General features: G+C 72.6%; 12 protein-coding genes. 9 read left to right on the top strand and 3 right to left on the bottom strand.

The window, feature by feature from the left end:
* The first annotated feature begins 4 nt into the window (after positions 1 to 4).
* Positions 5 to 1,414, top strand: coding sequence for a dipeptidase (locus tag AB0E91_RS05685; protein WP_361775696.1), 1,410 nt, complete (start codon positions 5 to 7; stop codon positions 1,412 to 1,414).
* Between the two features lie 154 nt (positions 1,415 to 1,568).
* Positions 1,569 to 2,513: an NAD(+) diphosphatase gene (gene nudC / locus AB0E91_RS05680; RefSeq protein ID WP_161181193.1), complete on the top strand. Its 945-nt coding sequence runs from the start codon at positions 1,569 to 1,571 to the stop codon at positions 2,511 to 2,513.
* Positions 2,514 to 2,603: 90 nt separating this feature from the next.
* Here nudC and AB0E91_RS05675 read toward each other — a convergent pair whose 3' ends face one another.
* On the bottom strand, positions 2,604 to 2,861 hold the full coding sequence (locus tag AB0E91_RS05675) for a mycoredoxin (RefSeq protein ID WP_361775692.1): 258 nt from the start codon (positions 2,859 to 2,861) through the stop codon (positions 2,604 to 2,606).
* A gap of 182 nt (positions 2,862 to 3,043) precedes the next feature.
* Here AB0E91_RS05675 and AB0E91_RS05670 point away from each other — a divergent pair, with 182 nt between their 5' ends.
* From AB0E91_RS05670 to AB0E91_RS05655, 4 genes are all read left to right on the top strand, one after another.
* Positions 3,044 to 5,326: an ATP-dependent DNA helicase UvrD2 gene (locus tag AB0E91_RS05670; protein WP_361775689.1), complete on the top strand. Its 2,283-nt coding sequence runs from the start codon at positions 3,044 to 3,046 to the stop codon at positions 5,324 to 5,326.
* A 169-nt stretch (positions 5,327 to 5,495) separates the two neighbouring features.
* Positions 5,496 to 5,816, top strand: a complete 321-nt coding sequence (locus AB0E91_RS05665) for a hypothetical protein (protein WP_361775686.1) — start codon at positions 5,496 to 5,498, stop codon at positions 5,814 to 5,816.
* 174 nt (positions 5,817 to 5,990) lie between these two features.
* Entirely contained in the window at positions 5,991 to 6,359 is a 369-nt protein-coding gene (locus tag AB0E91_RS05660; RefSeq protein WP_161181190.1) for a WhiB family transcriptional regulator, read from the top strand.
* On the top strand, positions 6,356 to 6,682 hold the full coding sequence (locus tag AB0E91_RS05655) for a hypothetical protein (protein ID WP_361775683.1): 327 nt from the start codon (positions 6,356 to 6,358) through the stop codon (positions 6,680 to 6,682). The genes AB0E91_RS05660 and AB0E91_RS05655 overlap by 4 nt, the downstream gene beginning before the upstream one ends.
* A gap of 112 nt (positions 6,683 to 6,794) precedes the next feature.
* On the opposite strand, the gene AB0E91_RS05650 is transcribed toward AB0E91_RS05655, so the two are convergent.
* A complete protein-coding gene (locus AB0E91_RS05650; protein ID WP_361775680.1) occupies positions 6,795 to 8,324 on the bottom strand; it encodes an AarF/UbiB family protein in 1,530 nt (509 codons plus the stop codon).
* Positions 8,317 to 9,564 carry a TOMM precursor leader peptide-binding protein gene (locus AB0E91_RS05645; protein WP_361775677.1) on the bottom strand — a complete coding sequence of 416 codons (1,248 nt, stop codon included), beginning with the start codon at positions 9,562 to 9,564 and terminating at the stop codon, positions 8,317 to 8,319. Before AB0E91_RS05645 ends, AB0E91_RS05650 begins: the two co-directional genes overlap by 8 nt.
* A 271-nt stretch (positions 9,565 to 9,835) precedes the next feature.
* Here AB0E91_RS05645 and AB0E91_RS05640 point away from each other — a divergent pair, with 271 nt between their 5' ends.
* From AB0E91_RS05640 to AB0E91_RS05630, 3 genes are all read left to right on the top strand, one after another.
* Complete coding sequence (locus AB0E91_RS05640) at positions 9,836 to 10,432, top strand: M48 family metallopeptidase (protein ID WP_161181187.1); 597 nt, start codon at positions 9,836 to 9,838, stop codon at positions 10,430 to 10,432.
* A gap of 148 nt (positions 10,433 to 10,580) precedes the next feature.
* Positions 10,581 to 12,185, top strand: coding sequence for a TerD family protein (locus AB0E91_RS05635; RefSeq protein WP_361775673.1), 1,605 nt, complete (start codon positions 10,581 to 10,583; stop codon positions 12,183 to 12,185).
* 11 nt (positions 12,186 to 12,196) lie between these two features.
* Positions 12,197 to 12,877, top strand: a complete 681-nt coding sequence (locus AB0E91_RS05630; protein ID WP_161182336.1) for an AIM24 family protein — start codon at positions 12,197 to 12,199, stop codon at positions 12,875 to 12,877.
* The last annotated feature ends 9 nt before the right edge of the window (positions 12,878 to 12,886 follow it).

Genomic DNA, 12,886 nt, shown 5'->3' with positions numbered 1-12,886 from the left:
GCGTATGAGCCAGACCCCGGACAGCGCCGTCCACGCGTACATCGAGCGGCACCGCGCCGCCTTCCTCGACGACCTCGCCGCGTGGCTGCGCATTCCCTCGGTGTCGGCCCAGCCCGAGCGCGCCGACGACGTGCGCCGCAGCGCCGACTGGCTCGCCGCCGCGCTGAAGGAGACCGGCTTCCCGGTCGCCGAGGTCTGGCCGACCCCCGGCGCCCCGGCGGTGTACGCCGAGTGGCCCTCGGACGACCCCGACGCCCCGACCGTCCTGGTCTACGGCCACCACGACGTGCAGCCCGCCGCCCGCGAGGACGGCTGGGACAGCGACCCCTTCGAGCCCGTCGTCCGCGACGGCAGGCTGTACGCGCGCGGTGCCGCCGACGACAAGGGCCAGGTGTTCTTCCACACACTCGGCGTCCGCGCCCACCTCGACGCGACCGGCCGCACTGCCCCGGCCGTCAACCTGAAGCTGATCGTCGAGGGCGAGGAGGAGTCCGGCTCGCCGCACTTCCGCGCCCTGGTCGAGGAGCACGCCGACCGGCTCGCCGCCGATGTCGTGATCGTCTCCGACACCGGCATGTGGTCCGCCGACACCCCCACCGTCTGCACCGGGATGCGCGGGCTCGCCGAGTGCGAGATCCGCCTGGAGGGGCCGTACCAGGACATCCACTCCGGCTCGTTCGGCGGTGCCGTGCCCAACCCGGCCACCGCCGTCGCCCGCCTGGTCGCCGCCCTCCACGACGACGAGGGACGGGTGGCGATTCCCGGCTTCTACGACGGCGTGGTGGAGCTGACCGACCGCGAGCGCGAGCTGTTCGCCGAGCTGCCCTTCGACGAGGAGCGCTGGCTGCGCACCGCCAAGTCGCACGCCACCCACGGCGAGGCCGGCTACAGCACCCTGGAGCGCATCTGGGCCCGTCCGACCGCCGAGGTCAACGGCATCGGCGGCGGCTACCAGGGCGCGGGCAGCAAGACGATCATCCCTTCCTCGGCGCTGGTGAAGCTGTCCTTCCGGCTGGTCGCCGGGCAGGACCTCGGCCAGGTCGAGAAGGCCGTCCGCGCCTGGGCCGCCCACCAGGTGCCCGCCGGAATCCAGCTCGACATCCGCTTCAGCCCCGGCACGCGCCCGTGTCTGACCCCGCTGGACCACCCCGCGCTGCGCTCCGTCGTACGCGCCATGGAGCGCGCCTTCCAGGGGCCGGTCCGCTTCACCCGTGAGGGCGGTTCCGGTCCCGCCGCCGACCTCCAGGAGGTCCTCGGCGCCCCGGTGCTCTTCCTCGGCATCTCGATCCCCTCCGACGGCTGGCACGCCCCGAACGAGAAGGTCGAGCTGGACCTCCTCCTCAAGGGCGTCGAGACCACCGCCTACCTGTGGAGCGACCTCGCCGAGACCGCCGAGAACGGTGACGCCCCCTGACCGGCGGCCGCGGCACCGGGTGTCCGCCCGCGCCGGGCACACTGGAAGGAACGCCCCGACCACCCCACCGCACCCCAGCCGGTGCCCGCCGCCCTATGTCCCGCCGAACCGCCCGCCGAACCGAACCGTTCCATTGGGGGAGTTGGAAGCACCCGTGACCACCTGGACCGACCACACCGCCGACCGACCCATCTCGCTCACCGCCCCGAGCGGCATCGACCGCGCCGCCCACCACCGGCTCGACGAGGCCTGGCTCGCGGCGGCCTGGAGCCACCCCTCCACCCGCTGCTTCGTGGTCTCCGGCGGCCAGGTCCTCATCGACGAGACGCCCGACGGGCGCACCGAACTCGTCATGACGCCCTCCTTCGAGGCGCCGCTCACCGAGGCCCACCGCTACTTCCTCGGCGAGGACGAGGACGGCGTCAGCTACTTCGCCCTCCAGAAGGACTCGCTGCCCGGCCGCATCGACCAGTCCGCCCGGCCCGCCGGACTGCGCGAGGCGGGCCTGCTGCTCTCCCCGCGCGACGCCGGGCTCATGGTGCACGCGGTCGGCCTGGAGAACTGGCAGCGCACCCACCGCTTCTGCTCCCGCTGCGGCGAGCGCACGGTCATCGCCGCCGCCGGGCACATCCGCCGCTGCCCGGCCTGCGGCGCCGAGCACTACCCGCGCACCGACCCAGCCGTGATCATGGCCGTCACCGACGAGCAGGACCGCATCCTGCTCGGCCGCCAGGTCCACTGGCCCGAGGGCCGCTTCTCCACGCTCGCCGGGTTCGTGGAGCCCGGCGAGTCCATCGAGCAGTCGGTGCGCCGCGAGGTCTTCGAGGAGGCGGGCATCACCGTCGGCCGCGTCGAGTACGTCGCCAGCCAGCCCTGGCCGTTCCCGTCCAGCCTCATGCTCGGCTTCTTCGCCCACGCCACCTCCACCGAGATCGACGCCGACGGCGACGAGATCGAGGAGGCCCGCTGGTTCTCCCGCGAGGAACTCGGCGAGGCATTCGAGTCCGGCGAGGTCCTGCCGCCCTACGGCATCTCCATCGCGGCCCGTCTGATCGAGATGTGGTACGGCAAGCCGCTGCCGACGCGGAGCGCGTTCTAGACGCCGTGCGGACATGCGAGAACCCCGGCAACCCATGAAGGGCGGCCGGGGTTCTCGTACGTTCTACGACCCGCTCGTCGCGAACCGGTGTCAGGCGCCGAGCGCGTGCTTCACCTGGGCGAGGCTCGGGTTCGTCATCACGACCTCCTCGCCACCGGCGGCCGGGACGACGCGCACGGTCGGCACCGTCTGATTGCCACCGTTGGCCTTCTCCACGAACGCGGCGGACTCCGGGTCCTGCTCGATGTTGATCTCGGTGAAACCGATGCCCTCGCGGTCCAGCTGGCTCTTCAGCCGACGGCAGTAGCCGCACCACGTCGTGCTGTACATCGTCACAGTGCCCTGCATGGTCTCTCGCGCTCCTCAGGCAGCTCGGGAAGGGGTTCGTGCAGTGGGGCAACGCGCGAAAGCGGAGCGTAATTCCCGGCGCCGCGGCGGCCGCTGTGACACCCGCCGCATTAGTACGACCGCAGGGCCCCGCCTGTGGACAACGGGCGCGGTCGTCCCGGGCGACCTGGCAGCATGGCTGTGTGACAGCAGCAACGCACTCCCCCCTCTTCCCGCGGACACCGGACTCGGCCGACGCGGTGCTGGAAGGGCTCGACCCCGAGCAGCGCGAGGTCGCCACCGCACTGCACGGGCCGGTGTGCGTCCTGGCCGGAGCGGGCACCGGCAAGACCCGCGCCATCACCCACCGCATCGCCTACGGCGTGCGCGCGGGCATCCTCCAGCCCTCCAGCGTGCTCGCCGTCACCTTCACCAACCGCGCCGCGGGCGAGATGCGCGGCCGGCTGCGCCAGCTCGGCGCCCAGGGCGTGCAGGCGCGCACCTTCCACTCCGCCGCCCTGCGCCAGCTCCAGTACTTCTGGCCGAAGGCGGTCGGCGGCTCCCTGCCCCGGCTCGTGGAGCGCAAGATCCAGCTCGTCGCCGACGCGGCCACCGCCTGCGGGCTCCGCCTCGACCGCAGCGAGCTGCGGGACGCCACCGCCGAGATCGAGTGGTGCAAGGTCACCCAGACCGTCCCCGCCGACTACGCGTACGCGGCCGCGAAGTCCGGCCGTGACACCCCCCGCGACCCGGCCGAGATCGCCCACCTCTACACGGCCTACGAGAACCTCAAGAGCGCCCGCTCCGTCATCGACTTCGAGGACGTGCTGCTGCTCACCGTCGCCGTGCTCCAGGACCGGCACGACATCGCCGACCAGGTGCGCTCCCAGTACCAGCACTTCGTGGTGGACGAGTACCAGGACGTCAGCCCCCTCCAGCAGCGCCTGCTCGAGCTCTGGCTCGGCGACCGCGACAACCTGTGCGTCGTCGGGGACGCCAGCCAGACCATCTACTCGTTCACGGGAGCAACGCCCGACCACCTCCTCGACTTCCGGGAGCGCCACCCCGGCGCCACCGTCGTCAAGCTGGTCCGCGACTACCGCTCCACCCCCCAGGTGGTCCGCCTCGCCAACGGCCTCCTCGCCCAGGCCCACGGCCGCGCCGCCGACCACCGCCTGGAGCTGGTCTCCCAGCGCGGAGCCGGACCCGAACCCGTCTACGTCGAGTACACCGACGAGCCCGCCGAGGCCGAGGGCGCCGCCCGCCGCATCCGCGAGCTGATCGACGCGGGCGTCCCGGCCGCCGAGATCGCCATCCTGTTCCGCACCAACTCCCAGTCCGAGACCTACGAGCAGGCCCTCGCGGACGCCGGAGTCCCCTACCAGCTGCGCGGCGCCGAGCGCTTCTTCGACCGGCCCGAGGTGCGCCGGGCCGGGGTCGCCCTGCGCGCCGCCGCCCGCTTCGGCGGCAACGACTCCCTGCTGGACGAGGCCGTCGACCTGCCCTCCCAGGTGCGCGCCGTGCTGTCCGGCGAGGGCTGGACCGCCCAGCCCCCGGCCGGCTCCGGCGCCACCCGCGAGCGCTGGGAGTCGCTGGCCGCCCTCGCCCACCTCGCCCAGGACTTCGCCGCCACCCACCCCGGCGCCTCCCTCGCCGACTTCGTCGCGGAGCTGGACGAGCGGGCCGGTGCCCAGCACGCCCCCACCGTCCAGGGCGTCACCCTCGCCTCCCTGCACGCGGCCAAGGGCCTGGAGTGGGACGCCGTCTTCCTGGTCGGCGTCGCCGAGGGCATGATGCCGATCACCTACGCCAAGACGGACGAGCAGATCGAGGAGGAGCGCCGTCTCCTCTACGTCGGCGTCACCCGCGCGCGGGAACGGCTCCACCTCTCCTGGTCCCTCTCCCGCGCCCCCGGCGGCCGCCCGAACCGCAGACCCAGCCGCTTCCTCGACGGGCTGCGCCCCGGCACCACGCCCACCGTCGGCCGCACCGGGACCGGCGCCCTCGGCGGAATCGAACGCGGCATCGAACGCGGCACCGGCGGCGGCACGGGAAGCGGTACCGGCGGCGGCCTCATGGCCGTCCCCCGGCGTAAGCAGCGCACCCCGGCCCGCTGCCGGGTCTGCGGCCGCACGCTCATCGACGCGGGCGAGATGAAGCTGATGCGCTGCGAGGACTGCCCCTCCGACATGGACGAGGGGCTGTACGCACGGCTCAGGGAATGGCGGGCGGCCGAGGCCGGGCTCAGCGGACAGCCGGACTTCTGCGTCTTCACCGACCGCACCCTCATGGCCATCGCCGAGACCTGCCCGGACACCCCGGCCGAACTGTCCCGCATCCCCGGCGTCCTGGACCGCAAACTGCGCCGCTACGGCGCCGACGTCCTGGCCATCTGCGCGGGCGCCGAGGCCGTGCCGGAGCCGGAGAACGACCCCCTGAACGACGGGCGGAACGACCCGCCGAACACGGCGGACGACGCGCGTTGACGACTGATGCGAACTCGTCGAAAAAATAGTTTGCGCACGCCCCGCGAATCCCCATAGGTTCTAGACACGGAAACGGCGGCCTTCTCGGAGGCTGTGATTCCGTGCTGTACTTACATATCCGACGGACCGGTTCACCGGTCCCCCAAGGCGCCGAAAGGAGGCGAGTCCCGTGATCAGCATCAACACCAGCATCAGCAGCAGCTCGGCCAAAATGACCGATCGCCCGACCGTCTCCCTGTGCATGTTCGGCGCCTTTACCCAGGGCACCGGTGTGTCCGGCATTCCCGCCGTCCGCCCCGCCTCCGCCCTGTCCCTTGCGGATCTCCCTGTCCGCGAGCGGAATGAGCGACCGACCAAGGCACTGGAAGCGGTAGAGGCACAGGCGCACGCCTATGCCTTCGCGGCCGGTGCCGGATTCCAGCAGCAGACGACGCAGCACCACCTGATGTGGGCCTTCCGTGGGCCAGAACCCTGGAGTGATCCAGCCTGACAGTCGATCAGGCCGGCGCCTTCAGGGCCGCGGAACCCCACCCGGGAACCGCGGCCCTTCTGTTTTCCCCGAACGGGGTCGACGGAGCGAAGGGGCCTCGGGAACAAGGAACGACCCGGTACCCAGCCGACACCCGGTCAACCGGCCGGAACGAAAAGACGAGGAAAACACCCCGTGCAACTCGAAGCGCACGCCCCGTCCGTACCGCCCTCACAAACGCTCCCCCCGCCCGGCCCCACGGAGGACCCCGCCTTGTTCCCCCTCACCGCGCTGACCGCGCTCGACGACGCCATCGAGAGCCTCGGCACCCCCGTACCCTGCCGGTCCTACGACCCGGAGGTCTTCTTCGCCGAGTCCCCGGCGGACGTGGAGTACGCCAAGTCCCTCTGCCGCACCTGCCCGCTGGTCGAGGCCTGCCTCGCCGGGGCCAAGGAGCGGCGCGAGCCCTGGGGCGTCTGGGGCGGGGAGCTGTTCGTCCAGGGGGTCGTCGTGGCCCGCAAGCGGCCGCGTGGCCGCCCGCGCAAGAACCCGGTCACGGCATGAACACCCCAGGAACGATCGACCGCCCCCTCACGCACGACCCCATGAAGCAGGCCCCGATGAAGCCGTCCACCAGCGAGCCCACCCGCTCCGCGACCTCAGACCTCACCACCCACGGCGTGACCGGTTCGCGCCAGAAGAACAGGAACCGAGAGATGCAACTCATGCAAGAAGCCCTGGCCCGCGCGCATATGCACGAGCGCCTCCACGACGCCGAGCGGGAACGTCAGGCCATCCGCCTGGCCGCCGCCCGGCGGATGCAGCGCCGGGCGGAGCGCGCCTCGCTGCTGGCCCGGCGCGCGCTCGCCATGGCCGTCATGCAGTAGGCGCCCACCCGAAGCAGCACACCGGAAGCGGTGGCCTCCCCTCCCGGGGAGGCGGAACCTTCTCCCCGCGGGGGCCGGTCCGTCCGACGGACCGGCCCCCGCGGCGTGTCCGTCACGCCTCGGCCGCGGGTGCCTCCGGCACGTCCTCCTCGTCGGCGGACTCCATGACGGACTCCATGACGGACTCCTCGGCGGACGCCTTGGCCGTGAACTCCTTGACGACGAGCCGCCCGTCCACCGCCTCCCCGTCCAACTCCTCCTCCGCGAAGCCCTCTTCGATGACCTCTTCGACGTCCTCTTCGAAGGTCTCGTCCTCCACGAACCCGGGCAGCCAGTCCTCCAGTTCCTGCCGCAGCCGCACCGTCGCCCCCAACTGGCAGAGCACGCCGATGGTGCTGAGGGTCACGCGGTGTATCAGGAGGTAGGCGGGCGGCAGATTGAGCCGCTTGCCGAGCTGGTAGGCGGGGGAGCGGGGGTCGGCGACCCGGCCGGCCTGGCCGCGCATCCACGAGCGGGTGAAGGTGAAGGCGTCCACCCGGGCCGGTTCGATGATCGGCAGCAGATAGTCGAGCACCGCGTCGGGGTCCAGTTCGATGGACTCCTTGATGAACCCCTCCCCGCACAGCAGCCGGTAGACACTGTCGGCGTCACCGTCGAGCGTCAGCCGCAGCGAGATCCCGATCGGCAGGGGCAGCCCGCCGGAGAGCCGGTCGACCGTGCCGAAGTCCAGCACGCCCAGGCGCCAGTCGTCCTCGCCCTCGGGGCCGCCCGGCAGCAGCCGGAAGTTGCCCGGGTGCGGGTCGGCGTGCAGCAGCCCGGTGCGGGCCGGGCCGGAGAAGAGAAAACGGGCCAGCAACTGCCCCGCACGGTCGCGTTGTTCCGGGGTGCCGTCCGAGATGATCTCCGAGAGCGGGATGCCGTCGATCCACTCGGTCACCAGGACCTGCTCGCACTGGTGCACCACCGCCGGGACCACCACGTCCGGGTCGTCCGCGAACTCCTCCGCGTGCGCGGCCTGTGCCTGCGCCTCCAGCGCGTAGTCCAGTTCCTCGGAGACGCGGTCCCGCAACTCCGTGATCAGCGGCTTGATGTCCATCCCGGGGATGAGCGGACCCAACAGCCGTGCGAACCGGCTGAGTTGGTTCAGGTCGGAGAGCAGCGCCTCGCCCGCGCCCGGGTACTGCACCTTGACCGCCACCTCGCGGCCGTCGTGCCACACCGCCCGGTGGACCTGCCCGATGGAGGCCGCGGCCGCCGGTTTGTCCTCGAATTCGAGGAACAGCTCCCGCCACTCCAGGCCGAGCCGCTCCTCCAGCACGGCGTGCACCGTGCGGGTCGGCATCGGCGGCGCGGCCTCCTGGAGCTTGGTCAGCGCGGCACGGTAGGGACCGGCGACCTCCTCGGGCAGCGCGGACTCGAAGACGGACAGGGCCTGCCCGAACTTCATCGCGCCCCCCTTCAGCTCGCCGAGCACCTTGAAGAGCTGTTCGGCCGTGCGCTGCTGGAGCTCCCGGCCGACGATCTCCGCCGACTCGCCCACGATCCGCTTGCCCAGCCCCCACGTCGCCCGGCCGGCGAAGCCGAGCGGGAGCGCGGCGAGCTTGGCGGTCCGGGTGACCGCCTTCCGGGGAAGATCAGACATGCGCCCTCCAAGTCCCTGTCGGCCCCGCCGCGCCCGACTCGCGTCGCCGCCCGGCCGACGGCCGTTGCACCGCCATTGTCGCGCGCGGCACCCCCCTGGCCGAGGAGTGCTCCCCCCTTACGGCTCCCTTTCCCTTCCCTTTTCCTTTCTCCAGTGCGCCGCACGCACATGCCGGGTGCGGGGCGATCGGTCGAGAGTGCCAGGTCAGAGCGGGCAGGGACGCCTCCCAGCGGGCCCCGGCGCTGGACGGGGAGCCGCCGTCGAGGAAGGTCAGGGCATGCGCGGCGGCGAGTCCGGCCACCGCGACGGCCAGCGTGAGATCACAGGCGCCCACCCGGCGTGCCGCACCGCACCGCCACTGGGTGACCAGGCGCGGCCACGCGGGGTCACCGTCCGTGCGGTCCTCGTGCAGACAGCCCGCGCAGCTCGTCTCCCCGGGCAGGACCAGCGGCCCGACGACAGCGGTGCCCTCCACCACCCCGGCGTAGAGATGCGGTGTCCCGGAGGTCATCAGCCGCTCGGTGGTGAACGGGTCGGGGGCGTGCACGGCCACCTCGTCGCGCGGCGCGACGATCACCAGGGACAGACCCGCCTCCGCCGTCGCGGGCTCGGTGAGCGGGGAGGCGCGGGCCCGGCGTGGCGGGCGGTCCGGGGCCGCGCGGCGCACGGCCGCCCGCGCCGCCTCGTCCCGCCGCTCGCCCACCGACTCGGCCGGCAGTCCGCCCGGCGCCACGTCCCACGGCTCCACGCGCCCCACGTCCCGCACGTCGACCTCGCCCACCCCGGCGCCGGACAGCAGCGCGGCCAGCACCGCCCCGACCCGTCCCGCGCCGTGCACCCGCACCCGGAGGGAGCGGCGGGCGGCGAGCAGCCCGAGGGCGGCGCCCGGCTCGGACGTGGACAGCGACAGCGAGGCGAGGTCGGGCCGCAGCCGGTCCAGGGCGTCCCCTCTCTCCCGCAGCGCCTCCGCGTCCGGCGAACCGCCCCGCATGTCGTCGAGCAGCCCCGCCCGGCCGAGGCGTCGCAGCAGGGCGTCCACATGCCCGTCGGCCAGGTCCATCCGGCGCCCCTCCTCGCGCAGCAGCGGCAGCCCCCGCGCACCGTTGAGCAGCCGCAGGAAGCTGCCCGTGGCCGGGTCCACCGGGCCCAGCGTGATCGCATGCGCCGGAGTCATGCCGAACTGCACGGTGTTGAGATCGCGCCAGCCCTGCCGCAGCGCGGGTTTCACCATCGGATGCATCACAGAACCCCCGTCACCCTTCGTGTCGTACACGTCGGTCCCGGCGGGCCCGGCCGGGCTCCGCCTTCGAACGCCAGCATGGCCGGATTCCCGGAAGCGTGCCGCGAGTTGTCCACAGGCACGAGGTGATGGTCGTACGAGCATTCCGCAGGCGGGACGCCTCTGACCCTGGGTGGACAAAGCGCGCATAAGGGATGACCGGCCGACGGAGGAGCGGTATCCGGCCGCCCGGAGGGGGACTTCGGCGGGGCCCAGCGGGTAACGTCGAGGCGTGCCCGCCGAACCGTCCCCCCGCGCCGGACAGCCGCCGCGCGGTGCGCCGGAGCAGACGCCGGACGGCACGGCGGCGCGTGCGATCGAGGTCCGCCGGAGCGCCCGGCGCCGCCGCACCGTCTCCGCGTACCGCGAGGGCGACCGCACCGTCATCCTCATCCCCGCCCGGATGTCCGAGGCGGAGGAGCGGCGCTGGGTGACCGTCATGCTCGACAAGCTCGCCGCCCAGGAGAACAAGCGGGTGCCGGGCGACGCCGAACTGACCGCGCGCGCCGAGCGGCTGTCGGCGCAGTACTTCGACGGCCGGGCCCGCCCCGCCTCCGTGCGCTGGGTCACCAACCAGAACACCCGCTGGGGCTCGTGCACCCCGGCCGAGGGCAGCATCCGGCTCTCGCACCGGCTGAAGGGGATGCCGGAGTACGTCATCGACTACGTGCTCTGCCACGAGCTGGCGCATCTGCTGGTGCCCGGTCACGGCCCCGACTTCTGGCGGCTGCTGGAGTCCTATCCGCGCACCGAGCGCGCCCGCGGCTACCTCGAAGGAGTCGTCGCGGCCGCCCGGCTGCCGCAGGTACCCGGCGCGCGCGGTGAGTGAACAGCGCGGGTGAGATCCCGGATGCCGTCACGTGTGCGAACCCGGGCGCGGTTGTGTACCGGGTCCGTACCGGCTGCGCCCATTGTCGGTATGTGACGTTAGCCTGGCTCGACGCACTCGCATTCCGGATGGGGGACGGTCGTTACGCATGGCCAGGGAATTCCAACGCGGCCACAAGGCCAGGATCAGTGACCTGACGGCGGGCACGGATCTGTACGTGGGTGTGCAGATCTCCGCTCCCGGACTGAGCTTCGACATCAGCTGCTTCGGACTGGACGCGGACGAGCGTCTCTCCGACGACCGGTACTTCGTCTTCTTCAACCAGCCGAAGTCACCCGAGGAGTCCATCCAGCTCCTCGGCGCCCAGGCGGGAGACACCGAGTCCTTCCGGGTCACGCTGGACCGGATTCCGCCGCAGATCCAGAAGCTGTCCTTCACGGCGACCATCGACGGCGACGGCCAGATGTCCCAGGTGGCCCCCGGCTATCTGCGCATCGTGGCGGGCGGCGAGGAGGTCGCGCGGTACTCCTTCACCGGCGCCGAGTTCTCCACCGAACGCGCCGTGATGCTCGGGGACATCTATCTCAAGGACGTCTGGCGGTTCGCCGCGGTCGGCCAGGGCTTCGACGGCGGCCTGGACGCGCTGCTGAAGAACTTCGGCGGCGAGGTGCTGGAGGAGGAGGCCCCGGCCGAGCCCGCGCCGCCTGCCGCCGCCCCCGGCTTCGCCCCGCCCGCCTTCGCGGTCCCGTCGTCCCCGGCCCCGGCCACGACCCCGGCACCCGCGCCCGCTTCCGCCCCGATGGCCTCGCCGACCCCCGCGCCCCAGGGCTTCACCCCGCCCCCGGCGCCCGGGCCGAACGTGCACGGAGCCCCGACGGTCGTCGCCCCCCTGGCCACACCGCCCGGCGGCACGGTCCCGCCACCCGCCCCGCCCCCCGGCTACGGCACCCAGGGCGCGCCGGTCACCCCGGCCGCCCCGATGCCCCCGGGCTACGGCACCCCGCCCGGCGCTCCCCAGCCGCCCGGCCACGCGCAGGTCCCCGGCCAGCAGACCGCCCCGTACGGCGTGCCGCAGGGCGCCCCGCAGGGCGGTGCCGGGGTCGGCGCGGCGCTGCAGCTGTACAAGGAGGCGCCCACCGGGCAGCGCTGGACGCAGCAGAACAAGAAGCTGGTCCGCGTGGACCTGGGCGTCGCCGGTCAGCCGGTGCTGGCCCGCCAGGGAAGCATGGTGCTCTACCAGGGCAAGGTCGACTTCGCCTACAAGGGCGCCGGATTCGCCGGACGCATCGTCGGCAACGCCACCGGCCAGGAGATGCAGCTGATGCGCTGCACCGGCCAGGGACAGGTGTTCCTCGCCGACGACTCCACCCATCTCCACCCGGTCGAGCTCCAGGGCGACGCGATCTGCGTCTCCGCCGAGAACGTCCTCGCCTTCGACGAGAGTCTCCAGTACGAGGTCCGCCGGATCGAGGGCCACGGCATCCCCGGCGGCGCGCTGTTCACCATGCAGTTCCAGGGCACCGGCACGATCGTCGTCAAGACGCACGGCATCCCGGTCGTGCTCCCGGTGACCCCCACGACCTTCGCCGACTGCCACGCGGTGGTCGCCTGGTCGGCGGGCGCGCAGGTGATCGTCTCCAGCCAGGTCCGGATGCGCCGCAACGCGTACGCGGGCGACACCGGAGAGAGCGTCAACCTCCAGTTCCGGGGCGCCCCCGGCAACTTCATCGTCGTCCAGCCGTACGAGGTCTGAGGGAGCCCGACATGTACCAGCCGCTCGCGGGCCACGCCCCCGCACCCGTCACCGCCCGCATGGAGAACCACGGCGGCCAGATGCTGAAGGTCGCCATGCAGACCGGCAACGACCTTCTCGCGCGCGCGGGTTCGATGATCTCCTACGAGGGGTTCATCCAGTACGAGCCCAACCCGCCCGCCGTCCGCCAGATCGCCCGCGACTGGATGACCGGCGAGGGCGCCCCGTTGATGAAGTGCTCCGGCGACGGACTGCTCTACCTCGCCGACTACGGCGCCGACGTGGTCGTCATCAACCTCGCCGGCGAGGGCATCTCCGTCAACGCCACCAACCTGCTGGCCTTCGACGCGCAGCTGACCTGGGGCGTCGAACGGGTCAAGGGGATGGCCAAGTTCGCCGGACAGGGCCTGTGGAACACCACGATCTCCGGCCAGGGCTGGGTCGCGCTGACCTCGCGCGGCACGCCGATCGTCGTCGACTGCGGCGGCGGCGAGGACGAGACCTTCGTCGACCCGGACGCGCTCGTGGCCTGGTCCCCGAACCTCAAGGTGAAGGGCAAGCGCAGTTTCAAGGCCCAGTCGCTGATCGGCCGGGGCAGCGGCGAGGCCTACCAGCTGGCCTTCTCCGGCCAGGGCATCGTCGTCGTCCAGCCCAGCGAGGACAGCACCGACCGCCTCCGGTTCCGGGGCTGAGGGGGAGCA

Origin of the sequence: Streptomyces sp. NPDC026659, assembly GCF_040638245.1 — a bacterium.
Classification (GTDB): domain Bacteria; phylum Actinomycetota; class Actinomycetes; order Streptomycetales; family Streptomycetaceae; genus Streptomyces.
The sequence above is the reverse complement of the archived record's forward strand: the minus strand, read 5'-3'. Positions and strand labels throughout refer to the sequence as shown.

What these genes read in the sequence shown, in the direction of transcription:
- AB0E91_RS05685 (WP_361775696.1), top strand. Translation starts at nt 5, where the DNA reads ATGAGCCAGACCCCGGACAGCGCCGTCCACGCGTACATCGAGCGGCAC.
- AB0E91_RS05675 (WP_361775692.1), bottom strand. Translation starts at nt 2,861, where the DNA reads ATGCAGGGCACTGTGACGATGTACAGCACGACGTGGTGCGGCTACTGC.
- AB0E91_RS05655 (WP_361775683.1), top strand. Translation starts at nt 6,356, where the DNA reads ATGAACACCCCAGGAACGATCGACCGCCCCCTCACGCACGACCCCATG.
- AB0E91_RS05650 (WP_361775680.1), bottom strand. Translation starts at nt 8,324, where the DNA reads ATGTCTGATCTTCCCCGGAAGGCGGTCACCCGGACCGCCAAGCTCGCC.
- AB0E91_RS05645 (WP_361775677.1), bottom strand. Translation starts at nt 9,564, where the DNA reads ATGCATCCGATGGTGAAACCCGCGCTGCGGCAGGGCTGGCGCGATCTC.
- AB0E91_RS05635 (WP_361775673.1), top strand. Translation starts at nt 10,581, where the DNA reads ATGGCCAGGGAATTCCAACGCGGCCACAAGGCCAGGATCAGTGACCTG.
- AB0E91_RS05630 (WP_161182336.1), top strand. Translation starts at nt 12,197, where the DNA reads ATGTACCAGCCGCTCGCGGGCCACGCCCCCGCACCCGTCACCGCCCGC.